This window comes from Vibrio sp. 10N.247.310.24 (assembly GCF_041467175.1).
Taxonomy (GTDB): domain Bacteria; phylum Pseudomonadota; class Gammaproteobacteria; order Enterobacterales; family Vibrionaceae; genus Vibrio; species Vibrio tasmaniensis_A.
In genome coordinates this window covers 1-25,179 of the sequence record NZ_JBFSUD010000010.1, presented here as the reverse complement: position 1 = coordinate 25,179, position 25,179 = coordinate 1, and the positions used below count along the sequence as shown (strand labels likewise).

Below are 25,179 nucleotides of genomic sequence, written 5' to 3'. Positions count from 1 at the left end.
AAAAGAAGAACAAGAAGCTAACGAAACACCTCATTATTAATAGCATGTAGGTGTCCAATAAGTGTTTCCGCTGAAATGGAGGAGTCCATAAAGTAGCGATATAACTCGTTGGATACCGCATTCTGAAGAACAGGGTTAACAGCCATTGAATCGGTCAAGCTTGGCATAGCTGTACCTTCAGAACTCGCATGAATGTAATCTTGATAAGATTGCTGTTGGCATCGTGATAATTCATTCACAGGTATATTTGCTTGAGCAGGTATTGAACCTTTCTTTTTACTGAAGTCTAAAAGAAATTGGGGAGAAGATAACGAGGTCATTACCGATACCATATTATGATCTTCACCCGTTACTTTTGTAAAAAATGCCAAGCTATCAACATTGTAGATAAAACCTTTTTCCGTAGAAGGGAACGCTCGACATTCTATGTAATCTGGAATTTCACCTTCTGCACTAATAAACATCTCTCCCAGAGCCCAATCACCTGTAAATTGAAAGGCAAACTCCCCTTCAAGCAAAGATTTTGTCCCCTGATCCCAACTAATACTCGGTAAATCACTACCGACAATATTAGCCAGAGAGCGGAAGCGCTTAAGCGCCTCAAGTGTTTTATCGCTATTTAATGCGTCAGGGTCTAAATCCACAAATGCCTGTCGATAATAATTTGCCCCACCTACTCCGAATGCAATATTTTCAAAAACTTGCACAATTTGCCAAGAGTCTTCTCCCAAAGCCAAAGGATTAACCCCCTTACTTTTCAGCGTAGTTAATGCTAACAGTAACGAGTCCCACGTCTGAGGTGATGAAAGTTGATGCTGATTTAGTACCTTTTTATTTATCCACATCCAATTTAATCGATGGATATTCAAAGGTATGGCGACAAAGTTCCCGTCATATTGGTGAATGGCTTTAATATCAGGATACAGCGACTGATCCCACCTCTGCGATTCTGCGACTTCATTGACATCATTTAAAAAACCTAACGCCGCCCATGACTGAATAGCCGGACCTTCCATAAGAGCAATATCAGGGGAATACCCGGCAATAGCTCTGGCTTGAAGAATCGCTTTGGCAGGTGCACCACCACCGCCACTGATTGGTTCACTTTTTAATGTATAAGGCAGAGATTCAAATTGCTTCTCGATGACCGACCACGCTTTTTCTTCTCCAGCAGCCGTCCACCAATGCAGCATTTCAACAGAGGGGGAAGAAAACGCGGGGTTCGTCGATAACAAAAGACTTAACAGTAACCATTTTTTCATAGGGCATTCACCAAAATAATGTCCACCTCAAGCCCACCTTCTGGTGAATTAGATAACTGAACGTCCCCACCGTGTGCCCTTGCGATACTACGAGCAATTGCTAGTCCCAAACCTGAACCTTCAATGCCTGTATCATTGTCTCTAAAGTAAGGTTCAAAGACTTTTTCTAACATATCTTCTTTGATTCCTTTTCCTGCATCACGCAGCACGATTTGAATAGAATCAGAGTGAGAAAACATACTGATGTCGACCGTATTTCCATATTTAACGCCATTATCAACTAAGTTGAATAAACAACGTTTGATTGCTAGTGGCTTGCCATAAAGCTCAATCCTTGGCAGATCTATCAGGCTTACGCATACTCCATTTTTGTTATGAACAGCCGCGCATTGTTCAAGGATATCGTTAATATCAATCCACTCTAACTCTTCGTGGATGTCATTCTCTCGCATATATTGCAAAGCCCCGTTCAACATCATATCGACTTCGTTCAATAGCTTTTCAAACCTTAACTTTGTTTGCTCATCATCCATCATTTCAGTTCGTAACTTTAAACAGGCTAATGGTGTTTTAATATCATGGGATATCGCATTAAAAAACATATCTCTATCCCGCAAATACGATTTGATTCGACGGTTCATTTTGTTGAAAGCATGAATAGCAGCTCTGGTTTCTGAGCTGCCTTCTTCTTTGATTTCTTCAATCTGCATTTGCGACCCCATAAGAGTGGCAGAGCGTGCTAAAGAACGAAAAGGACGAATTTCCTTCTGTAAGACAACATAAGAAACCCCCATAAGCATGAAGGTAACAATAAGGAGAAATATGACTTGTCTGCTATCAATGAAATTATCGGTCAGACTATCAAAAGACAGCGGTAGAACGGTGGCTAAATAGAGCCATTCATTATCTGAAAACTCCACCTGAATAACAGCAATTGGGAGATCCAGTTTTCCTAATACTAAACTGTAGTCTTTCCACAATGCAGGAAGTTCATGAAGCTTTATACCAGAGTTAAACACCCGTAAATCTTCTCGCTTAGTCAAAGTGACATGCACTTTGCGGGAGTCTCTAAGTTGCTGATTCAGAAGTTCAGACGCTTGTACTTCCATCTGAGGAACCAATGAGTAATCAGATAAAGAAGTGATAGGAAGTTTATGGTTATTTATGGATATGAAAAACCTTGTTCCTCCTATATTTCGTAGCTGTTCCAACACCAAGTGACGGTAATTAATGGGTAAGCCAGAGAAGTAATTAATAGTATCTGCTGCAGCTGATGATATAGCTGTCATGGCGTGGCTAGCTGACTCTTTTTTTGATGCTGATGTTGCCGTAAACCATACCGCACCTGCCAGTATTTCAGCCATGAGAATAACCGTGAACGTAGACAGGGTGATACGCGCAACCATTGACTGGTGTATGTTTTTTTTCAAAATTTAATACGATTGATATGTGAATCGATCACTAACATATAGCCGCGATGCCTTACCGTCATAATCGTGTTACGGTCATCGTCTCTTAATTGCTTCCTTAACCGGCTAATTTGTACATCAATGCCTCTTTCTAGTGGTTCCGCATCCCTCCCCCAAAGAGCTTGAGCAATATCATTTCTGCTTAATAATTGGTTGGGGGAATCCAACATGAGCGTAAGCAAGTTATAGTCAGCACTAGAAAGAGATACCACCTCTCCATCTTCATGTTTCAGTTGTCGTTTAAGAGTGTCAAAAGTCCAATCCATGAATTTCAGAGTCCGTTCACCTTGGCTATGGCTAAACGTGGAACGCCTCAATAAAGCTTTAATTCTGGCTAATAGCTCTCGCGGGTTAAATGACTTAGTAATATAGTCATCGGCTCCAATTTCTAATCCTGCGATTCGATCAGCATCGTCGGTTACTGCGGTGAGCATAATAATGGGAACTTGAGATTGAAGACGTAGTTTCTGGCACAAGGTCAAACCATCATCTCCAGGTAGCATGATGTCTAAAATAATGAGATCTGGAGTGACAGTTTCAAGCTTCTTCCACATCTCATTGCCTTCAAGAGCTGTGATAACCGTAAAGCTTGAACGTTCCAGATATTCACTAAGAGCATCAAGAATGTCCTGACTATCATCGACCACCAAGATTACTTTGTTTGTCATGCTAGACCTTTCATATGAAAACAACGCGCCAACATTCTCTTACTTCGTTATATCTTTCAAGAATATTAATAACGAAATGCGCTCAAACTCCGCAATGTAAGCGGTTCGTTACAAATGACTTTGTGCACAGTTAACTCTATTGCTAAATACCTAAACAAGTACTGAGTGCAGGAGTAGGTAACATTTCCTCACTAAATCAATTAAGCGACATACCTCGACAAAATGAATTTATAAATCTAGCGAATGTAATAGCTATTATGCAATGATATCTAAATGAGTCTGACCTAATTCTACGGCTATTTCTAACCTAGTTTTCTCAACCAAAGGAAAAGGTTATGTCTGGATTTCCAGCGACTCATTTTTGTAAAACGTGCAATAAAGAAACGCCACATAGTGAAGTTCTTGTTCGCCAAACAAGCAGCTATGATACCGACAAAACTTTGTTAGGAAGAATAAAGCTGTTTGCTAATTCAATTATCAATGGTGGTCATTACTACAACATGGATCGTTACGTTGAATGTAAGGTCTGTGGGACTAGAGAACTTGATAATTGGGGAAATGAATTCGAGTAACTCATGTTTCTGAAAGCCAAATAAAAAACCGAGCCAGTGGCTCGGTTTTTTTCTATTCGCGTTACAACGAATGATTAAGCAAGAAGCTCTTTTGCAGTGTTTACTACGTTTTCAGTAGTGAAACCGAACATCTTGAATAGCTCGCCTGCTGGTGCAGATTCGCCGAACGTTGTCATGCCGATGATCTTGCCACCGAAACCAACGTATTTGTACCAGAAGTCAGCGATACCAGCTTCTACTGCGATACGTGCTGTAACGTCAGATGGAAGTACAGACTCACGGTACTCGGCGTCTTGCTTATCGAACGCGTCAGTAGCAGGCATAGATACTACGCGTACTTTCTTGCCTTCAGCTGTTAGTTCAGCAGCAGCGCTAACCGCTAGCTCAACTTCAGAACCTGTAGCGATAAGGATAAGCTCTGGTTTGCCTTCACAATCTTTCAGAATGTAACCACCCTTAGCGATGTTTGCTACTTGCTCAGCGTCACGATCTTGCTGTGCAAGGTTTTGACGAGAGAAGATAAGTGCAGAAGGACCATCTTTGCGTTCGATTGCTAGTTTCCAAGCAACAGCAGACTCAACTTGGTCACATGGGCGCCATGTGCTCATGTTTGGAGTCAGACGTAGAGAAGCGATCTGCTCAACCGGTTGGTGAGTAGGACCATCTTCGCCAAGACCGATAGAGTCATGCGTGTAAACTTGAATGTTCTGAACTTTCATCAGAGCAGCCATACGCATTGCGTTACGTGCGTATTCCATGAACATTAGGAACGTTGCGCCGTATGGTACGAAACCACCGTGCAGAGCGATACCGTTCATGATTGCAGTCATACCGAATTCACGTACACCGTAGTGGATGTAGTTACCTGAGAAGTCGTTCGCTTCAAGCGACTTAGAACCAGACCACATAGTCAGGTTAGAAGGCGCAAGGTCAGCAGAGCCGCCCATGAATTCAGGCAGCATAGCACCGAATGCTTCTAGAGCATTTTGAGATGCTTTACGTGATGCGATGTTTGCTGGGTTAGCTTGAAGATCAGCAATGATTGCGTTTGCTTTCTCTTCCCACTCAGCTGGAAGATCGCCATTAGTACGACGTTTGAATTCAGCTGCTAGCTCAGGGTGAGCCGCTGCGTATGCGTCAAACTTAGCATTCCACGCTGCTTCTTTCGCTGCGCCTGCTTCTTTCGCATTCCACTCAGCTGCGATATCAGCTGGAATTTCGAAAGGACCGTGTTCCCAACCAAGTGCCGCTTTAGTTGCTGTGATTTCATCAGCACCTAGTGGAGCACCGTGACAGTCGTGCGTACCCGCTTTATTTGGTGAACCAAAACCGATAATAGTCTTAGTACAGATAAGTGTTGGACGAGGATCCGCTTTAGCCGCTTCGATAGCCGCATTGATTGCGTCAGCATCGTGACCATCAACTGCTGGGATTACGTGCCAGCCGTAAGCTTCAAAACGCTTAGGTGTATCGTCAGAGAACCAACCTTCAACTTCGCCATCGATAGAGATGCCGTTGTCATCCCAGAAAGCAACCAGCTTACCAAGACCTAGCGTACCCGCTAGAGAACATGCTTCGTGAGAAATACCTTCCATCAAACAACCATCACCCATGAACGCATAAGTGAAGTGATCGACGATGTCGTGGCCTTCTTTGTTGAACTGTGCAGCCAATGATTTTTCAGCCATCGCCATACCAACAGCGTTGGTGATGCCTTGACCCAGAGGACCAGTCGTTGTCTCGATACCAGGAGCGTAACCGTACTCTGGGTGACCTGGAGTCTTAGAGTGCAGTTGACGGAAGTTTTTTAGGTCTTCAATTGAAAGCTCGTAACCTGCTAAGTGAAGCAGAGAGTAAATCAGCATAGAACCATGACCGTTAGACAGGATAAAACGGTCACGGTCAGCCCACTCTGGGTTTGATGGGTTATGGTTCAAGTGACCACGCCAAAGAACTTCAGCGATGTCAGCCATACCCATAGGTGCGCCTGGGTGGCCTGAATTTGCTTGTTGAACACCGTCCATGCTAAGTGCGCGGATTGCATTGGCTAGATCTTTACGAGAAGGCATGTCTGCTCCTGGATACATAAGCGATTTAAAAAAGAGATAGATGCTAAAGTTTTCATTTTTATTAGCGCGGGTATTCTCTCAAACGACTATAGCGACTGCAAACGTTTTACTGGTACTTTAACGGTCATTTTCCGCAATTTTCGATCATTTACACCACTTAACAATGGCTTCCCCCTACCAACACGCAAACGTTTAGTTATGACATATCCTAAAAAAGAGCTTGTAATTCGACCGTTGGAATTTAAAATAGCCGTCTAGATGTAGAAACACCTACAAAATATACTGTATTGAATGGCGGCGCTTCCTCGATTGCGACGGCATAAATTATTTGCATTTAACTATTTGCAACTAAAAACTAAACTAAAAGTGGAGCTCTCATGGCTAAGCACCTATTCACTTCTGAATCTGTTTCAGAAGGCCATCCAGATAAAATTGCAGACCAAATCTCAGATGCTGTTCTTGATGCCATCATTGAACAAGATCCAAAAGCACGTGTTGCTTGTGAGACTTACGTAAAAACCGGCATGGTTATGGTTGGCGGTGAAGTAACCACGTCTGCATGGGTTGATATCGAAGAAATCACTCGTGAAACAGTTCGTGAAATTGGTTACGTTCATTCTGATATGGGCTTTGACGCTGACTCTTGTGCAGTACTAAACACAATTGGTAAGCAGTCTCCAGACATCAACCAAGGTGTTGATAAAGCCGATCCTAAAGATCAAGGCGCAGGCGACCAAGGTATCATGTTTGGTTACGCGACTAACGAAACACCAATCCTAATGCCAGCTCCAATTACTTACTCTCACCTTCTTGTTAAGAAGCAAGCTGAAGTACGTAAGAGCGGCAAGCTTGACTTCCTTCGCCCAGATGCGAAATCTCAAGTAACGTTCCAATACGACCAAGGTAAGATCGTTGGTATCGACGCTGTTGTTCTTTCAACTCAACACTGTGATTCAGTAACAACACCTGACCTACGTGAAGCGGTAATGGAAGAGATCATCAAGCCAGTACTTCCTGCTGAGTGGATCAACAAAGACACTAACTTCTTCATCAACCCAACAGGCCGTTTCGTAATCGGTGGCCCAATGGGTGACTGTGGTCTAACAGGTCGTAAGATCATCGTTGATACCTACGGCGGCGCAGCTCGTCACGGTGGTGGTGCATTCTCTGGTAAAGATCCATCAAAAGTTGACCGTTCTGCAGCTTACGCAGCTCGTTACGTTGCGAAAAACATCGTTGCTGCTGGTATGGCTGACCGTTGTGAGATTCAACTGTCTTACGCTATCGGTGTTGCAGATCCAACATCTATCATGGTTGAAACGTTTGGTACTGAGAAAGTAGCGCACGAAATCATCATTGAAGCAGTTCGTCAAAACTTCGACCTACGTCCATACGGTCTTCAAGAGATGCTGAACCTTCTTCAACCTATCTACAAGCAGACTGCTGCATACGGCCACTTCGGTCGCGAAGAGTTCCCTTGGGAAGCAACTGACAAAGCAGCTATCCTTGCGGACTTCGCAGGCCTGTAAGCATTACGCAACACGCTTAGCTGAAACGTAATTTTAAAAGCCTCTGTTCTCAGAGGCTTTTTTCTTTCTATTCTTCTATTCTTCTATTCTTCTATTCTTCTATTCTTCTATTCTTCTATTCTTCTATTCTTTCACTAATAAACCCTAACCCTTTCACGTAGCACAAGCGTTAACTTATAGATTATTTTGATAATAGTGGGGATTTTACGTGCTGAGATCAATGTTACGCAAACGTTTAAATTTTAATGTAATAGCACTTGTTAAAAACAAACCATTCTCAGTAACTCATGCTTCTTTGTCACAAACTTTCAGTTCAACAACAAAACACTCAACGACTGCACCCACTCGATCTGAAAATTAATCAAGGTGAGCGCTGGGTAGTCATTGGACGCAATGGTTCCGGAAAAACCACGTTATTAAAAGCACTGGTTAATTTGCTTCCCTTCAAAGGCGAAGTCGTCATAAACCAATTGCCGCTACGTAAGTTAACTTGCCAGCAAAGAGCAAAGCAAATCAGTTACCTTCCACAACACAGTCAAGTGGATGGTCGTTTAACACTAAGAGAGTACATTCAACTAACCGCTTCCAATCAAGCCACTTCTAGCTTTTCACTTGACCAAACGAGTAAAGCACTAAAGATCGATACTTTCCTCGAACGAAGAATGGGACAGCTCTCAGGCGGCCAGAAGCAGCGAGCGCATATTGCACGATCTTTATGTCAGAACACCGAGTTCCTAGTATTGGATGAGCCTCTAAATCATCTAGATCCATGTGCTCAAGGGGAAGTTTTATCACTATTGAAAGAGCAAGGTAAAACACTGATTTGCTCACTGCATGATATTTCCCTTGCGGCCAAGTTCGCGACGCACATTGCGATTTTGGAACACGGCCAGGTAGTCGCGAAAGGAAAGGTAGAAGAACTACTGACTCACAATCAACTTAAGCCGATCTTTGAAGTCGATTTAATCAGCACGACCAATAAGCGCACACAGAAAACAAGCAAATTTTTCGACATTGAACTCGACCAAGGACAGGAGCTTTCATGAAAAAACTATCAGCATTAACTTTATTACTTACCGTGTCCGCACAAGCCCAAATTACGGTAGAAAACTGCGACTCTACACTTACCTTAGATAAAGCGCCGAAAACCTTAATCACTCACGATATCAATATGTCTGAGATGGCATTTTCTCTCGGGCTTGAAGAGAATATGATCGGAGTGACCGGTATTAGCGGGTACTACAAAACGACCCTTGAATTTAATCGCCTCCAGGGCAGCATTCCGGAGCTCGCACCGAAATATCCTTCTTTAGAGGTGTTAGTTAATGCCAACCCTGATGTTTTCTTTGCAGGATGGAATTACGGTATGCGGTTGGGCGGCTCAGTCACGCCTGATTCTCTGAAAGAGTTTGGTATCAATACTCTGATTCTTAATGAGAGTTGCAGCCATATCCGTAAAGATAAGCAGCCAGCTAACATGGAACAGATGTTTGATGACGTGACACGCCTTGCGACTTTATTCGGTCAGCAAGACAGAGCTCAAACTCTTATCTCCACTTGGAGAGAGCAATTAATATTGATTCAACAGCAAACCCAGAATCAAACCCCTCTTAAAGTCTTTCTGTATGATTCAGGGGAAGAGAAACCATTCACAGCAGGAAAGTACGCGACAGTGAGCGCCATGATAGAAGCGGCAGGTGGCGCCAATGTAATGAAAGATCTGGATATCAGCTGGGGAACCACATCATGGGAGTCAGTTGCGATGCATAACCCTGATGTCATTATTCTTCTCGATTATCAAAATGGGACAGGCGCTAAAGGCATGCAAGCCTTTTTGGAACAGCACCCAGCGATGAAGCAGACCACAGCGGTAAAGACCACCCAATATCTTCCTCTGCGTTATGAGGAAATTACTCCCGGGCCAGCAAACATAGCTGCAATTGAAAAATTGGCACAGCGCATCCAAGAAATCCATGACAAGTCTTAGTACTAACCTGAACCGAACCGCACTGAACACCTGCGTATTCAGTTCTGTTTTTGCCCTCTTAGCGATGTTTTCTCTGAGTTTAGGCAGCGTTCAGCTATCTTTTGCACAAGTCGCTACGATTTTTTCAGCGGCGATGAGTCAACAGATCGACTCACCGATAGATCAAGTGGTACTGCACCTGCGCTTACCTAGAACAATCATCGCTATTATTTGCGGTGCTGGGTTAGGTATTGTTGGGGCGTTATTACAAACCGTGACAAAAAACGATCTTGCCGACCCTTTCATTTTTGGATTGTCATCCGGTGCCGCAACTGGAGCAGTCTTTGTGATTACAGTCATCGGCAGCGCTATCGGCATTTGGACACTTCCACTCGCCGCTTTTATCGGTGGAATAATCTCGGCTTCGGCAGTGCTATTTCTAGTCAGAAAAGTGGATGGGCAAGCGTCTTCTCAAATTGTTTTAGCCGGGTTGGCTATTTCATTTTTATTTACAGCCTTGACTAACTTCTTGGTCTTCCATGGTGATCAACGCGCTGCCCATTCGATTCTATTTTGGTCGCTAGGAGGCCTAGGAAACGCACGCTGGGACAATGTGCTAATTGTGCTTGCTGGACTTATCGCCTTGATAGCCCTAGGTATATTAAAACATCGCCAGTTAGATTGTTTACTTGCAGGAGACGACGTAGCACAAACCATGGGCGTAGACACAAAACGCCTGCAAAGCGGTGTCTTTATTGTCTGCGCTTTTGCAACGGCATGTTTTGTTTCTATCATCGGAGTTGTCGGATTTATTGGCTTGATGGTTCCTCATATCGCGAAGAAAATCATCGGCCCATTACACAAAAAATTACTCATCACTTCAGGGCTGATTGGGGCTTTGCTTATGCTATTAAGTGATATTTTGGCGAGAACCTTAGTTGCTCCTCAAGAACTGCCTCTTGGTGTTGTCACCACCGCATTTGGCGCACTATTCATTGTTTCCATTTTGATGGAGAAAAGTAATGAAAGCTGAACGCTTCACCATCATTGCGATTCGTCATGGCGAAACCGAATGGAATCGAATAGGCAAAGCACAGAATCAACTGGATAGCCCTCTGACAATGAAAGGCAAACGACAGATGCATAACGTCGGTCGTTATCTTGCAACTCAAAAATCATTGACCCTCAATGCTATTTACACCAGTCAATTAGGCCGTGCGATTTCCAGTGCTAAAACCATCGCACGCTACCTGAAAGTGCCCGTCATTTCTCAAATGGAGCTCAGTGAGTTCGATTCAGAACAGCAACGAAGAACAATGGCGATTCAGTGGATCCAACGAGTTTCTCGTCACCACAACAATGAGAACCCTATTTTGCTGCTCGGACATGGCGACTGGATAAAAACATTAGCCAGTTTAGGGACACCAAAGCAAATAATAGAAACACCAAACAACGGAGAAATCCTCAGGATAGATATCGAAGTATAACGTCACATCAGGGAATCAGGTGTAACTCCTGAACTGTACCCGCAGCTGTAAGCGATGAGCCCTTTACAAGCCACTGAGTCACACGACTTGGGAAGGAGTAAAGCGCAATGAGAACCTCAACATCGTAAGTCAGAATACCTGGACACACATGAATATCGAGCGGGAAAACTCAACACCATCCATACCTTGTCTAACAAGGGAACGCTCTGTATTCGTCAATACCTAAAACGTAGATGAAGAATACTGTGGTCACAAAAGTTAAACGATCCAAAAATAAGTCCGATCTCCGCAGTGGGTTTACCACCGGAGCGTGCGCAGCTGCAGCAAGCAGAGCGGCAGTTCAAACACTATTAACCGGACAAAAGCCTGACTATATCTCCATCACTCTACCTAATGGTGAGCCCGCTACGTTTAAGGTTGCGTTTATCCAAACATCCAACGATGCGGTGACCGCCAGCATTGTTAAAGATGCAGGGGACGATCCTGATTGTACCCACGAAGCCCATATTCAGAGTATTGCCCGCTGGCATTCAGAGCCCGGTTTTCACATCGATGGGGGTGTTGGCGTAGCTCGTGTGACTCTACCCGGATTAGAACTTCCCGTCGGTCAGGCGGCGATTAATCCCGTTCCTCGAAAAAACATTCTCGATATGGTGACTTTGGAATGGAACCAAGCGACCAGTCAACAGAAAAAACACGTCGGTATATCACTGGAAATTTGCGTCCCAGATGGAGAAGAGCGAGCCAAGGAAACCATTGGGCCAAGACTCGGTTTAATCGGTGGTATTTCCATTCTCGGGACACGCGGAACGGTAAAACCCTACTCCACTTCAGCGTTTTCAGCATCAGTGCGTCAATCGGTACAAATAGCGAAACAAAATGGCCAAAACCACTTGGTTCTCACGACAGGATCTCGAACCGAAAAGTCAGCGATGGCCATGCTACCAAGTTATGACTCGATGTGTTTTATCCAAGCGGGTGATTTTGTTGGGGTCGGACTGCGCGCAGCAAAACGTTATCAAGTGAGCAAAATCACCGTCGTCGCCATGATAGGCAAACTCGGCAAGATGGTCGCTGGGCACATGATGACTCACGTATCCGGTAAAGCTATCGACTTTTCATTACTGGCCGACCTCGCCATTCAATCAGGTGCATCGAGTGAATTTGCCGAAGCTGTTAGCCAAGCCAACACAGGCCGCCACGTACTCGACACATGGAAAGAAGCCCAATCGGGCCAAGAGATTCCCAATTACGACTTTCTTACCTTGCTCTGCAAACAAGCTGCAGAGCACGCTGCTGTGTATGTCAAACATCACGTCAGCATTGAATTCAAATTGATCGATTTTAACGGCGATCTATTAGCAGAACATCTCAGCTCAAAAGGAAGTGATACCAACACTCACTTTCATGATGAATAAGCATGAACAAGGAAAACTCCATGACTAACGATATGCGTCAAATGACCAAGCAAGGCCGTCAAATTGAAAGTGACTCCTTCTCTATCATCGATGAAGAAATAGAAACTCTCCATGGGGGACATAACTTCAATCAAGGTGAATGGAATGTGGTTCGTCGTGCCATTCATACTACGGGTGATTTTGAATACGCTAAATTATATCAATTCAGCGACAACGCGATTGAGTCTGCCATTACCGCTTTAAAAAACGGTGCCAACATCATTACCGATGTCAGCATGATCGTGACAGGTTTAAATCAAACTCGCCTCAACGCTTACGGCAATAAAGCACAGTGCTTCATTAGTCATCCAGACGTCATTAGTACGGCCAAAGAGACAGGCGAAACACGTGCTATTCACTCAATGCGTTATGCCCGCGATAACGGCCTACTCGACGGCTCTATCATAGGTGTAGGCAATGCGCCTACCGCATTACTTGAGCTATTGCGCATGATAGAAGCAGGCGAAACAAAACCTGCATTGATCATTGGCATTCCTGTTGGTTTCGTAAAAGCAGATGAATCGAAGCAAGCATTAACCGAACAAAACACCGTGCCTTACATTGCCAGCCTAGGCCGTAAAGGTGGCAGCCCGTTAGTGGTATCGACTATTCACGCCCTACTTGCTGAGTCAGTAAAATGAATAATGTAAGTACTCACTCTCAGCTTATCGATTGCTATCAATCGGCTATCACGGTAGTCGGAGTACCCGAAGATGGGTGTTTAAGCCTAACCAGTCGAGCTGTTAATGCAGTTGAATCTGCACGCGTTGTTGCAGGTAACGACCGACTATTGGATTGGTTCCCCCAATTCAAAGGTCAACGCTTATCGATGCAAGAAGGCTATCAATCTTGGTTCGCTAAGTTGCTTGATGAATGCGAGGAAGGCGGCGTCGTCGTATTAGCTTCTGGCGACCCATTGTTCTTTGGCATCGGCGAATCGTTGTTAAAAAAACTGCCTAATGATGAAGTACGCTTTATTCCCTCCCCTTGTTCAATGCAACTCGCTTGCAGCCGAGTCGGCATTGCATGGCAAGAAACCAAAGCAATTTCACTACATGGAAGAAAGCAGCATTACGATGGCATTAAAGGTATCGCAAGCCAAATGCAATGGGGAACTAGCTACTGCTTGCTAACCGATGTTCAAAACAACCCAGCTCGTATTGCGAAACACTTAGTCGACTTTAATCAACAAGGTTGGACGGCTTGGGTATGTGAGAACTTAGGTGGCACCAACGAAAAGATAAGCCAGTGGACTCTCGAAGACCTCGCACTAAAAAGTTCCGACGACTTCTCTACGCTCAATGTAATTGTACTGCACCGAACGCTACCTCATGCGTGGGGTGAATTGGGCCAATACGCCAACGATAATGACTTCATGAAGCGCATGCCTAAGCGCGGCTTAATTACCAAACAGCCCGTTCGTCACTTAGCGTTAGCAAGTATGGGTATTCAACCAAGATCTGTGGTGTGGGATATAGGCACAGGCTCAGGTTCTATTGCGATAGAAGCCGCTAAACAGTGCTATCAAGGACAAGTCTTCACCATTGAATCAAACCAAGAATGCTATGAGTCGGTCGAGGCTAACTTTAGAGCGCACGGTACCGACAACGTACAACTGATTCGAGATAAAGCCCCAATGCAGCTCGACACCTTGCCTCAGCCAGACAGTATTTTTATTGGTGGAAGCCGCGGCAACATGCACACCATTTTAGATTTCTGTTGGTCAGCAATAAAACCGGGAGGCGTCGTGATCGGTTCTGCAGTGACTGTCGATTCAGTTTGCGAACTTCATCAATGGAGTAAAGACAGCGATGCTCCGACACAGGTTCAACTGGTCTCTATATCAACAGGCGTACCACTCGCTCACTACACCCGTTATCAATCAGAAAATCCGATTCACTTATTTATTTTTACCAAGCCGTTTATTCAGAAATAAGCGCTTAATTTTTTAATTAAGCGCCACTCAACATATTAAATAAAAACATAATTAGAGAAAGCACAGATGAAATTAGGAACTATGTACGCAATTGGTGTCGGCACTGGAGACCCAGAATTATTAACACTTAAAGCTCACCGACTACTCAGCACCGTCGACATTGTCGCGTTTCCAGAAAAGGACGCGGGCAGTAACCACTCTTTTGCTCAACAAATTGCCGCGGGTTCTGTTAGCCCTGAAAGCATGAAAGGCGAATACCTATTTTTGCATTTCCCAATGACGCGTGACCCAAGCATCAACGTTCCTGCATGGCGTAAAGCCGCCGTCACAATTGTTGAACTATTAAAGCAAGGTAAAGACGTGGCATTTGCAACCGAAGGTGATCCATCGGTTTACAGCACATGGGCATACATCCAAGAAGAACTGACAGAGCTACTTCCTGAACTTGATCCGGTGATCATTCCGGGTATCACTTCAGTTACCGCTATTCCATCACAAACTAAAATTCCACTTGCTGACGGTCAGGAGCGTTTTTGTGTTGTACCTGCGACATGGGGTATCGAGTGTTTAGAAAAGCTAGTCGAAGATTTTGACAGCATCATGTTAATCAAAGCAGGTCGCGTTATCCCTAAGCTGATCACTCAACTTGAGTCGATGAATATGTTGGATTGTGCAACCTACGTGTCGCATGCCACCACAGAGAAACAAGAGCTTTACTCTGACCTACGTGATGTACCGAATGAAAACCGTTACTTCTCTATGGTTCAGCTTTCTGTTCGCGCTCGTCGTGGCGTATTACGTGGCACCAATGAATCAAAGAAATGTGCCGTTCTTGATGGTGGTAAAGCTGATAGTGGTAAAGATGACATCGATAAAACTAATGGCGGTAAAGCGTAATGAAAATAGCCATTTATGCCATCACGCTACACGGAGCAAGGCAAGCCAAACGCTTAGCTAAAATGTTTCCGTTTGCTGATGTCTTTATTGCACCAGTTGGACAAGAAGAATACCCAGAAGCCGATGAGTTAACCCTGCCGCTTTCTGGTTTTCTTCCTCCTCAATTTAAGCAATATGATCACCATATCTGCTTTTTTGCTGCGGGTATTGTCAGCCGAATGATCGGCCCTTTGCTAGAAGACAAACGCACCGACCCCGGCGTGATCTGCATTGACGATCACGGCCAATTCGTGATCCCTATGCTATCTGGTCATCGCGGTGGCGCAAATGGGATCGCGTTACAAGTCTCACAAGCACTCAACGCGACTCCTGTAATCACCACCGCTTCTGACGCTGCCGGCAGTTTGTCGGTTGATATGCTCGGATCGCCATTTGGTTGGACACTTGATCCACAATGCGAACCCGCGATCACCGCCACCAGCGCAGCAGTTGTAAATGAAAAACGCATTCTAATAGTGCAGCACGCTGGCGAACAGAACTGGTGGCAGAACAAACGTTCCATGCCAAGACACATCATGACCCACCCAGCACTAAGCGATACAGACCTTTCTCAAATCAGTACTGATGATTGGGATGGTTTAGTTCTGATTTCAGATGAAGCACAACCAAAAGGTTACGCCGACTTAAAAAATAAAACCGTACTGTGGCGACCAAAATCGCTTGTGCTTGGAATAGGCTGTGACCGCAATACTCCTTTGCATGTATTGAAAGCAGGTATCGATGTTTTCCTGACTGAATATAACCTAGCAAAAGCCAGTGTTTCAGCTTTCGCCAGTATCGCTTTAAAAGCGGATGAAAAAGGTATTTTAGAACTCTCGTCTGAAAGCCAAATTCCTTTCCACACTTATTCAGCCGAGCAACTCGGCGGCGTTGAAGGGATTGAAAACCCATCAGAATACGTGAAAAAAATTACGGGCGTATCATCGGTTTCTGAAGCGGCCGCGCTAAAGCACGGTCAGCGAGATCAACTATTGGTACCTAAGTGGAAGTTCAAACAAGACGGTTTCAACATGACTTTATCTTGTACTCGCATCGAATACGATGACCCCCTCGCCAAGAAGAAGTGGAAAAACTGGCTAGATGAAAACGTCAAAATCAACCTTCACGGTAATGAAGTGGTAGATGGTTTTCAGTGTAAGCCTAAGCATGTCGATTTAAACCGCCCGATGCTCTACCACCGCCATCACGTATTGCTATGTGAAGGTGGCCGCTGCGCGAAAGAAGGCAGTAAAAACCTTGCACACGATCTTAGACAGGTACTTAAAGCGCTCAATTTTTCCGACGGTGAACAGCGCATCAAGATAAGCCGTACACACTGTGCGGGCACCTGCAGAAACCGCGCTGCAATGGTGATTTACGAACGTTTACTAGAACATGAAACACCTGTTAACAACGGGCTTTGGATTCGAGGTATCGAAGAATTTACCGAGCAAGACTGGAAAGATTTGTTCACAAATCTAGTCGAGCGGAAATCATTAAAAGCTTATTTAGATCCTAAGTTTATCGCACCAATTGAAAATGCAGACGGCACTACTGAGCTTTAGAAACCGCTTAGTTTTAAGAACCACTGAACTTTAGGTATCACTGAGCTTTAGGAACATAGTAGGCCAAATACTTTGCAAGCTATGAACATGATATTTCAAAGCTCACTTTAACCTCATTACCAACATGAGATAACCCGTTTATCTTGTGATATAGATTTGATAAGGACAGCGACAATTATGAAACGACTTCGTCATTATAACCAAGGCACAGCCATTGTACTGAGCTGCTTTGGTAGCGTTGTAGAACAACAACGTTATGAAACTCTCGCAGAGCGCGTACGTCAAAGTTACCCAGATGTGCCAGTGCGCATTGCCACCAGCTCCAAAATGGTGATCAAGAAATTGGCTCGTAAAGACACGCCATGTTTTAGCCTACCTCAGGTACTAGCGGATCTAGACACTCAAGGTTACGAGCGTATTTTGATTGTTTCGGTGTACCTGTTCCCTACCGATGAGCATCGCTACATGACATCCATTGTCGATGGCTTCAAGCAGTTCTCATTTGCGCGCATCGAACAAACTCCGGCGATCATGCATCACAGCCAACTTACGACTAATTTGCTTTCAGCCCTACACGACCGTTTTGCTCCACAAGATCATTTCAACGTGTTCGTTCACCACGGTGCGCCTATGTTAGATAACCCGGGCCACCAGTCGATCCATTACTGCGATGATCTACTAGGCAAACTATCGCAGCGTAACTTCACTTGTTCACTAGAAGGAGCATGGCCATTTAAGTTAGTGAAAGATGAAATGGTTCGCCGCATTAAAGAGCAACATACAGGCCAAGGCCGACCGCTTCTTAATCTAGTTCCACTACTGCTTGTATCGGGTAACCACTTCATCAACGATCTTAAAGAAATTAAAGAGATGCTGGCAGAAGACGCTGACGTTCAAGTGGCAGAGCCAATCCAAGGTGACAAGTTCTGCATGCTCGATATGCCAGAACTGTTACAGATTATCGATAAGCAAATTAAAGAAGGCTTAATTCGTTTAAGTGCACCAGAGGAAGAGAAATAATCATGGCAAAACTAACACTGGTAGGCTTAGGGCCTGGCGCTATTGATCTAGTAACCCCCGCAGCGCAACAAGCCGTAAAGAATGCAGATGTCGTTGCAGGCTACAAGCCGTATGTAGAATCAATCAGCACACTAATCGACACTCAAGAAGTCATTCAAAGTGGTATGACTCGCGAATGGGACCGCGCTCAAGCCGCAGTAGAAGAAGCAGCAAAAGGTCGAGAAGTCGTATTGGTATGTTCTGGGGATTCTGGCATGTACGCGATGGCGCCTTTAGTGCTTGAATTATTGGAGCAAAACGCAGAATTAAACACACAAGTTGAACTGGATATTATTCCGGGCATCACCGCGGCTAACGCCTGTGCTTCTTTAGTTGGTGCACCTCTTGGCCACGATAGTTGTACCATTTCGCTGTCTGACTTATTAACGCCTTGGGAAGTGATTACCAAGCGGATTGAAGCCGCGGCAATGGCTGATTTTGCGATTACCTTCTACAACCCTCGCTCTAAAAAGCGAACTCAGCACATTGAAACTGCACGTGAAATCCTTTTGGAACATCGTGACCCAAATACTCCCGTTGCTATCGTGAATGCTGCGTATCGTGATGAGCAAAAAGTCACACTGACAACACTGGCTGAATTTACCAAAGTGGAATTTGGTATGAACGCCGCGGTCGTGATAGGTAACAGCAACAGCTACCGATTTGGTGATTGGATCGTAACACCGCGTGGCTACACCAATAAATATCAACTGAAAGACGGCAAGGTACTAGAAGGTCAAAAACGTGGCCATTCATTACAAGTTGAACCTAAAACAGAATCAGTGACGGAAGAGGCAAACTAGTATGACGGTATTTTTTATCGGCGCAGGGCCGGGTGACCCAGATTTAATCACAGTGAAAGGCGCACGCTTAGTTGAAGAGTGCCCTGTGATCGTTTACGCGGGCAGTTTAGTCCCTAAAGCCGTCATCGATCGCGCTCACCCAGATGCACTGGTCTATAACTCCGCTGATATGGATCTAGATGATCTAACCAATGTGTACCTAACCGCACACGAAAAAGGTCAAAACGTTGCACGCGTTCAAACTGGCGATCTTTCAATTTACTCGTCGCTTGCAGAACAAACACGTCGCTTGAACGAACTTGGCATTGATTGGAAAGTGGTTCCGGGCGTCTCCTCTTTCCAAGCGAGTGCCGCAGCTCTTGGCCAAGAACTGACGCTACCTGAAAAGTGCCAGACCATTATTCTTAGCCGAGCATCAGGTCGAACGCCTGTTCCTGAAAAAGAGAATCTACGCGCCCTTGCCTCTCACGAAGCAACACTGTGTTTATTTCTTAGCGCAACATTAATTCGTAAAGTGGTTCGTGAATTATCAGATGTTTACCCGCAAGATTGGCCAGTGGCTGTCGTTGAAAAAGCCAGCCACCCTGAACAGCGAATATTCCGTGCTACATTGGGTGCGATCGCCCAAGTTATGCATGATGAAGGGATTCGCTCCACCGCGATGATCATCGTCAGTAAAGTGCTAGGCGACAATGATTTTGTTGACTCTAAACTCTACGATCCGACCTTCTCACACGCTTGCCGAAAAGCACGTGTCGTTGAAGAGGGTGTAGCTGAAAGTGGAACATTGGAAGACGATAAGAGCGCAGACTAACCTCGCTCATTAGCTGTTGATTGGTTTATGCGTTTATTCATTTTCACTATCCAGTCAGCAGCATTATTTGGCAGATATGATGATCTTTTTTGATTTAAATTTTGGTTATTCAAGTTTAGCGATCGCGCTAATGATGATCGCAGCTTTGATACTTGATCACTTACTAGGTGAGCCTAAACGATTTCACCCTTTGATCGGTTTTGGTTATGCGGTTGAGAAAATCGAGAAGCTGTTAAACCGAGCCACTAAATTCTCAGGTTTGATCGCATGGATAGCTGCGACTGTTCCATTGTGCTTACTCAGCTTTTGGCTACAACATACGCTACTAAGCATGGGGAACACATTAGGCTTTTGGCTATTTAATATCGTGGTTCTGTATATCGCGATAGGTCAACGTAGCCTGCTTGAGCACGCCCAGTGGATCCACCAGCCGCTGAGCCAAGGTGATCTTGATTTAGCGCGAGAGAAAGTTGGTTGGATCGTTAGCCGTAATACTGAAACCATGGATCAACGCCAGATCACGTCATCGACGATTGAGTCGGTATTAGAGAATGGTAACGATGCGATCTTCGGCACTCTATTTTGGTTTGCACTGCTTGGGGCTCCAGGGGCATTACTGTTCCGATTAGTGAACACACTTGATGCGATGTGGGGCTACAAAAATGAACGCTGGCTAGAATTTGGCTATGTGGCAGCAAAAGTAGATGATGTGATGGGCTGGGCACCTGCGCGCTTAACCGCACTTAGCTACAGCCTTTTAGGCAACACTAAGTTGGCTCTGAAATGCTGGAAAGAACAAGCTAAACATTGCTCGAGTCCAAACGGTGGCCCCGTAATGACATCAGGTGCCGGCGCACTACAAATCATCATAGGTGGCGATACTTATTACCACGGAAAACTTGTGAAAAAACGTCCGATGGGAAAAGGTAATATTGCGACTTTAGAAGATATTCCACGAGCCATATCTTTGGTCCAAAAAACCAGTGTGCTTTGGGCCATCGTAATGCTACTGCTTTCTCTTTTAACTCTTTGTTTATTTTGATTTCATGTCTATTTTAACTCTTTACTTTAAGTACGCTAATGACGATTAAACAACACTCAACCTCAAACGAACTTCCGCATCACGGTGGTAAGTTAATCGAGTTTTCATTGCGCTATCAAAGGCCAATCGAACAATGGGTCGACCTTTCAACTGGAGTAAGCCCGCACCACTACCCTATACCTGAAATCCCTGCATCGGTATGGAATCGGCTACCAGAAGACGATGATGGCTTAATCACAGCCGCGCAAACCTACTATCAAAGTGATGCCTTGTTACCCGTAGCTGGCAGTCAGGCAGCCATTCAATCGCTACCTCATATGATTGCAAAGACACAGCCAACATTGACGTACATCCTATTGCCTCATACGGGTTACAAAGAACATCAACATGCGTGGCAGCAGTACGCAGGACAAAGCATACAAGCCGTCATATTCGACTTTTACCTACACAAACCGACAATCGAACAGCTGAAAACGGCAGACGTGGTCGTAGTGATTAATCCCAATAATCCAACCGCACTGAATGTGCCACCAAGTGAAGTACTGACTTGGCTAGATCATATCCAAGATCATTCAACGCTCGTGATTGATGAAGCGTTTGTAGACTGTACTCCTGAGCTTTCAGTGTTACCAAGTTTCCCAACAGGAGTACCTGACAATCTAATAGTCCTGCGATCAGTGGGTAAATTTTTTGGACTGGCAGGGATTCGCGCAGGCTTTTGTTTTGCCTCGCCATTGCGTTTAAATATTCTTAAACAACGCCTTGGACCTTGGACACTCAGTGGCCCAACTCGCTATGTCACCACACATGCCTTGCTCAATTCTCACTGGCAAAAAGAAAACCGCCAACGCCTACATGAAGAGGCTCAGCGTATGAACCAACTCTTACAACAACATTTTGGCCAAACGGCGGACTCAGTAAAAATAACGTCACAGATACTCTTTCACCGAGTTGAAATGTCGGATACGGCATCATGGCACCATCAACTAGCCAGGTTGGGGATTTTTACTCGTCATTGTGATGAAAACGATGCACTTCGTTTCGGGTTACCCGCCAATGAATCACAATGGCAAGCGCTCACTCGCGCACTCGAACAACTCAAGGAATAATTATGTCTACAGCTTACTGTTCTGCCCTAGTGGTAGGCGCACCTTCTTCTGGAAGCGGAAAAACAACCGTGGTCGCCGCTCTAGCAAGAGCTTTGGTTCAACAAGGAAAGAAAGTTCGAGTATTCAAAACTGGGCCTGATTTTATTGATCCACAATTTCTATCTATTGCATCAGATACACCCACTTACCAATTGGATTTGTGGATGTGTGGTGAAGCGGAATGCCAACACTTAATTTATCAAGCAGCCCTAGAAGCGGATGTGATTCTAATTGAAGGCGTAATGGGTATGTTTGATGGCAAATGCTCAAGTGCTGATATTGCCGCTAAATTTAACCTTCCGATGTTAGCTGTTGTCGATGCTGGCGCAATGGCACAAACCTTTGGAGCCATTGTAAATGGCTTATCGACATTCCGTGATGACGTGGATGTATTTGGTGTAGTTGCAAACCGCGTCGGTTCTGAACGTCACGCTGAAATGCTAAAAGAAAGCCTAAAACCTGAAACCGAGTTTTGTGGTTGGTTACCAAAAGACATGGATTTGTCACTGCCAGAACGCCACTTAGGTTTAGTACAAGCACAAGAGTTAGATGACATAGAAGAGCGACTTAATCACGCAGCCAAGCTACTACTAAAACATGGTGAGATCCCATTACCAACAGCACAAGCATTTGAAAAACCAAAGCAAACACTACCAGCCAGACATGAATCATTAACTGGTCATACAATTGCAGTAGCTCGTGATAATAGCTTTGCTTTCTTGTATCAGGCTAACCTTGATTTGTTGATCGAGTTGGGGGCAAAACTGTCATTTTTCTCACCGCTTGCACATGATGATTTACCAGTGTGTGACGCTTTGTATTTACCAGGAGGTTATCCTGAATTACATAAGGATAAGCTAGCGCTCAATCATGTGTTGAAGCAGCAAATCATCACACACATTGAACAAGGAAAACCTTGCCTAGCCGAATGTGGTGGCATGCTATACCTCAACAAAGCATTGACTGATACAGAAAGCCAAACAGAAAACATGGTTGGCGCGTTAAATGCCAAAGCGACTATGCAGAAAAAGCTAGCCGCGCTGGGGATCCTAGAAGCTAATTTCAATGGTCAAATGCTGCGTGGGCATACTTTCCATTATTCAAAAACAGACAGTAAAGAAACCGTGCTAACTCAACCTGAATCTCAATATGGTAGGCCAACCGATCCTGTTTGGATAAAACAAAGCACCATAGCTTCTTATGCACATTGGTACTTCCCGTATAACCCTGATTTAGTAGTGAAAATATTTAAAGGAGCGCTTAATTAAGCATGGCTGAAAAAACGCACCTTGAACGCTTTCACTAAGAACCGTTTGTCAAAAGTTGATATTTGCCGCTTCACGGTCAATAGTTAAAATAATGTTAACGAACAAATCAAGATCAGACTTTGTTTCGTGAACTATTTAGCTGATGCGCGCTTACATCAAAGACGTCGCCAAGTCGGGCATCGAGTTTCGTTCGCTGCAATTTAACTGCAGCGCAGGTAGAAAACCGATCAAGGAGGATCTATGCCTCGTACATTGAATACACAAGACTTCGACGATAAACAAAAAGAAATCAAAGACTCAGAATACGCTCGTACAATACCATGTAATCAGGTGAGCATTTCAGCGCCTTTTCATTGGTTGTCGCTTGCTCTGCACGACTTAGTGAGAATGCCATTAATCAGCGCATTTTACGGTTTGTGCTTTATGGGTGCGGCCATCGCCATTGTTCAACTTGTCCAATGGCAAGGAACACATTTAGTCGTTATGCCAAGCTTGATTGTGTACATGCTAATAGGGCCGTTTCTTGCCCTAGGCTTATATGACGCAGCCTGGGAAAGAGAAAAGGGGCACAACGCTAGCCTACTGCACTCGATGAAAGCCATCACACGCAACTCAACCCACCAATGGGCGTTTGCGATTGTAATAATGGTTGCGATGATATTCTGGATGCGTATCGCTGCATTATTGCACGCACTTTACCCTTCAGTGCAAGGGGCACCATTGACCGAATTTGCTCCCTTCTTAATTACAGGGTCTGTGATTGGTTTTGTTATCGCTAGCCTGATATTTAGTATCTCAGCATTTTCGATTCCATTGATGATGGAAAGACGTGTAGATGTAATGAGTGCGATTTTTACTAGCTTCAACGCTGTTAAATCAAACATCCCTGCGATGGTCGTTTGGGCGGGTATCATTGGTACTGGTATCTTAGTCGGCTTCGCGACCTACGGTGTGGGTATGATTGTAACGATGCCATTACTTGGTTACGGAACATGGCATGCTTACCACGAAGTCATCAAAAAGAAACATCACGTTTAAATCGTTTCACGATCGATGAGCAATGTTATGATGAGGCCTTAGCTTAAACGCTGAGGCTTTTTTTTTGGAGTTAACAACGCTTGTCTTACACCCCGCAACAACATCGAGTAAATAAAAAACTGGGCGAATGCCTAGCTATTGCTAATCAACATTTTTCTCGTGAATTTCCATGCCCAACCGTCACTTACAAGTTAAGAGGAAAGGCAGCGGGAAAAGCCTACCTCCAGTTAAACGAGATAAAACTCAACCAAGTGCTATTCAGCGAAAATGAAGACGCCTTTATTAACGAAGTCGTGCCTCATGAACTCGCGCATCTGATCACACATCAGGTCTTCGGACGAGTTAGGCCTCACGGCAATGAGTGGAAATACGTGATGGAAAAGGTATTCAATGTACCAGCCAAAACGACCCACAGCTTGGAAATCACCTCAGTGCAGGGCAAAACTTTTGAGTATCGCTGTGATTGCACCACTTATCCCCTATCGATAAGACGACACAACAAAGTCATCCGCAACCAATCAACGTATCGTTGCCAACAATGCCAGCAAACCTTAGCTTTTACCGGCCTTCAATTGAGCTAAGTCTTAAGCTCACAAGGTAACGCGAATAAATGTAATAGAGAGAACTAACATTTGAGTGCTAGACTGTTGTTTATCATACTTTCATCAGTCTTTCTCTATGCAAAAAAACACTCCAAAAGTATTTGGCCTATCGGTTTCCTTTTACCTATCAATAGTATTTGGCCTACTGGTAACCCAAAGCGTTTTCGCCGCTCCACCAAGTTCCTTCTCCAAAGCAAAAAAAGAAGCTGTGAAGATTTATCTCGATCACCCGACTTCATTTTATTGTGGTTGTGACATCACTTGGAAAGACAAAAAGAAAGGTATCCCCGACCTCGACGGCTGTGGTTATCAAGTCAGAAAACAGCAAAAACGCGCTTCCCGTATTGAGTGGGAACACGTAGTTCCAGCTTGGCAATTTGGCCACCAGCGTCAGTGCTGGCAAGATGGCGGACGTAAAAACTGTACTCGCAATGGGCTTTGTTGCGTAATTAAATTTAAAGATAGAACAACCCCGTTTCGCGTATTTCT

At 44.6% G+C, this 25,179-nt stretch carries 24 protein-coding genes and 1 riboswitch; of the genes, 20 read left to right on the top strand and 4 right to left on the bottom strand.

The window, feature by feature from the left end; all coding sequences use genetic code 11:
- Positions 1-17 precede the first annotated feature (17 nt).
- From AB6E08_RS04915 to AB6E08_RS04905, 3 genes are read right to left on the bottom strand one after another with little or no spacing between them, the layout of a single operon-like run.
- The gene (locus tag AB6E08_RS04915; RefSeq protein ID WP_012604805.1) at positions 18-1,262 is read right to left on the bottom strand and encodes an ABC transporter substrate-binding protein; all 1,245 of its coding nucleotides are present in this window, start codon (positions 1,260-1,262) and stop codon (positions 18-20) included.
- Entirely contained in the window at positions 1,259-2,692 is a 1,434-nt protein-coding gene (locus AB6E08_RS04910) for an ATP-binding protein (RefSeq protein WP_017100737.1), read from the bottom strand. Before AB6E08_RS04910 ends, AB6E08_RS04915 begins: the two co-directional genes overlap by 4 nt.
- Positions 2,689-3,399, bottom strand: coding sequence for a response regulator (locus AB6E08_RS04905; RefSeq protein WP_029222972.1), 711 nt, complete (start codon positions 3,397-3,399; stop codon positions 2,689-2,691). The genes AB6E08_RS04910 and AB6E08_RS04905 overlap by 4 nt, the downstream gene beginning before the upstream one ends.
- 335 nt (positions 3,400-3,734) lie before the next feature.
- Here AB6E08_RS04905 and AB6E08_RS04900 point away from each other — a divergent pair, with 335 nt between their 5' ends.
- Positions 3,735-3,971, top strand: a complete 237-nt coding sequence (locus tag AB6E08_RS04900) for a hypothetical protein (protein ID WP_012604808.1) — start codon at positions 3,735-3,737, stop codon at positions 3,969-3,971.
- A 74-nt stretch (positions 3,972-4,045) separates the two neighbouring features.
- Here AB6E08_RS04900 and tkt read toward each other — a convergent pair whose 3' ends face one another.
- Positions 4,046-6,040: a transketolase gene (tkt, locus tag AB6E08_RS04895; RefSeq protein WP_029223847.1), complete on the bottom strand. Its 1,995-nt coding sequence runs from the start codon at positions 6,038-6,040 to the stop codon at positions 4,046-4,048.
- 377 nt (positions 6,041-6,417) lie between these two features.
- Here tkt and metK point away from each other — a divergent pair, with 377 nt between their 5' ends.
- The 19 genes from metK to AB6E08_RS04800 form a co-directional block, all read left to right on the top strand.
- Positions 6,418-7,569, top strand: a complete 1,152-nt coding sequence (gene metK, locus AB6E08_RS04890) for a methionine adenosyltransferase (RefSeq protein WP_009847676.1) — start codon at positions 6,418-6,420, stop codon at positions 7,567-7,569.
- A gap of 287 nt (positions 7,570-7,856) precedes the next feature.
- Positions 7,857-8,615, top strand: coding sequence for an ABC transporter ATP-binding protein (locus AB6E08_RS04885; RefSeq protein ID WP_372065047.1), 759 nt, complete (start codon positions 7,857-7,859; stop codon positions 8,613-8,615).
- Positions 8,612-9,556 carry an ABC transporter substrate-binding protein gene (locus AB6E08_RS04880; protein WP_372065044.1) on the top strand — a complete coding sequence of 315 codons (945 nt, stop codon included), beginning with the start codon at positions 8,612-8,614 and terminating at the stop codon, positions 9,554-9,556. Before AB6E08_RS04885 ends, AB6E08_RS04880 begins: the two co-directional genes overlap by 4 nt.
- The gene (locus tag AB6E08_RS04875) at positions 9,543-10,568 is read left to right on the top strand and encodes an iron ABC transporter permease (RefSeq protein ID WP_050546540.1); all 1,026 of its coding nucleotides are present in this window, start codon (positions 9,543-9,545) and stop codon (positions 10,566-10,568) included. The genes AB6E08_RS04880 and AB6E08_RS04875 overlap by 14 nt, the downstream gene beginning before the upstream one ends.
- A complete protein-coding gene (locus tag AB6E08_RS04870) occupies positions 10,558-11,022 on the top strand; it encodes a phosphoglycerate mutase family protein (RefSeq protein WP_012604813.1) in 465 nt (154 codons plus the stop codon). The genes AB6E08_RS04875 and AB6E08_RS04870 overlap by 11 nt, the downstream gene beginning before the upstream one ends.
- A 9-nt stretch (positions 11,023-11,031) precedes the next feature.
- Positions 11,032-11,162, top strand: a riboswitch (cobalamin riboswitch).
- Between the two features lie 105 nt (positions 11,163-11,267).
- Positions 11,268-12,440, top strand: a complete 1,173-nt coding sequence (locus AB6E08_RS04865; RefSeq protein WP_372065040.1) for a cobalt-precorrin-5B (C(1))-methyltransferase — start codon at positions 11,268-11,270, stop codon at positions 12,438-12,440.
- A gap of 20 nt (positions 12,441-12,460) precedes the next feature.
- The gene (locus AB6E08_RS04860) at positions 12,461-13,120 is read left to right on the top strand and encodes a precorrin-8X methylmutase (protein WP_102249710.1); all 660 of its coding nucleotides are present in this window, start codon (positions 12,461-12,463) and stop codon (positions 13,118-13,120) included.
- Complete coding sequence (gene cbiE, locus AB6E08_RS04855; RefSeq protein WP_372065038.1) at positions 13,117-14,415, top strand: precorrin-6y C5,15-methyltransferase (decarboxylating) subunit CbiE; 1,299 nt, start codon at positions 13,117-13,119, stop codon at positions 14,413-14,415. Before AB6E08_RS04860 ends, cbiE begins: the two co-directional genes overlap by 4 nt.
- A gap of 66 nt (positions 14,416-14,481) precedes the next feature.
- A complete protein-coding gene (gene cobI, locus AB6E08_RS04850; RefSeq protein ID WP_372065035.1) occupies positions 14,482-15,312 on the top strand; it encodes a precorrin-2 C(20)-methyltransferase in 831 nt (276 codons plus the stop codon).
- Complete coding sequence (locus tag AB6E08_RS04845; protein WP_372065031.1) at positions 15,312-16,916, top strand: cobalamin biosynthesis protein; 1,605 nt, start codon at positions 15,312-15,314, stop codon at positions 16,914-16,916. The genes cobI and AB6E08_RS04845 overlap by 1 nt, the downstream gene beginning before the upstream one ends.
- A 177-nt stretch (positions 16,917-17,093) precedes the next feature.
- On the top strand, positions 17,094-17,936 hold the full coding sequence (locus AB6E08_RS04840) for a sirohydrochlorin cobaltochelatase (RefSeq protein WP_372065028.1): 843 nt from the start codon (positions 17,094-17,096) through the stop codon (positions 17,934-17,936).
- Between the two features lie 2 nt (positions 17,937-17,938).
- On the top strand, positions 17,939-18,778 hold the full coding sequence (cobJ, locus tag AB6E08_RS04835; RefSeq protein WP_135384200.1) for a precorrin-3B C(17)-methyltransferase: 840 nt from the start codon (positions 17,939-17,941) through the stop codon (positions 18,776-18,778).
- Position 18,779: 1 nt separating this feature from the next.
- Positions 18,780-19,592 (top strand): precorrin-4 C(11)-methyltransferase, encoded by an 813-nt coding sequence (gene cobM / locus AB6E08_RS04830; RefSeq protein WP_372065025.1) that lies wholly within the window; start codon positions 18,780-18,782, stop codon positions 19,590-19,592.
- Positions 19,593-19,722: 130 nt separating this feature from the next.
- The gene (gene cbiB, locus AB6E08_RS04825; RefSeq protein ID WP_372159703.1) at positions 19,723-20,634 is read left to right on the top strand and encodes an adenosylcobinamide-phosphate synthase CbiB; all 912 of its coding nucleotides are present in this window, start codon (positions 19,723-19,725) and stop codon (positions 20,632-20,634) included.
- 38 nt (positions 20,635-20,672) lie between these two features.
- Positions 20,673-21,743 (top strand): threonine-phosphate decarboxylase, encoded by a 1,071-nt coding sequence (locus AB6E08_RS04820; RefSeq protein WP_135384201.1) that lies wholly within the window; start codon positions 20,673-20,675, stop codon positions 21,741-21,743.
- 2 nt (positions 21,744-21,745) lie between these two features.
- Positions 21,746-23,050: a cobyrinate a,c-diamide synthase gene (locus AB6E08_RS04815; protein ID WP_372065021.1), complete on the top strand. Its 1,305-nt coding sequence runs from the start codon at positions 21,746-21,748 to the stop codon at positions 23,048-23,050.
- 240 nt (positions 23,051-23,290) lie between these two features.
- Positions 23,291-24,088, top strand: coding sequence for a DUF2189 domain-containing protein (locus AB6E08_RS04810; RefSeq protein ID WP_372065018.1), 798 nt, complete (start codon positions 23,291-23,293; stop codon positions 24,086-24,088).
- 80 nt (positions 24,089-24,168) lie between these two features.
- A complete protein-coding gene (locus AB6E08_RS04805) occupies positions 24,169-24,669 on the top strand; it encodes a SprT family zinc-dependent metalloprotease (protein WP_017097525.1) in 501 nt (166 codons plus the stop codon).
- A 97-nt stretch (positions 24,670-24,766) separates the two neighbouring features.
- Positions 24,767-25,179 (top strand): endonuclease (locus AB6E08_RS04800; RefSeq protein ID WP_372159700.1); only part of this gene is annotated, 413 nt, incomplete at its 3' end.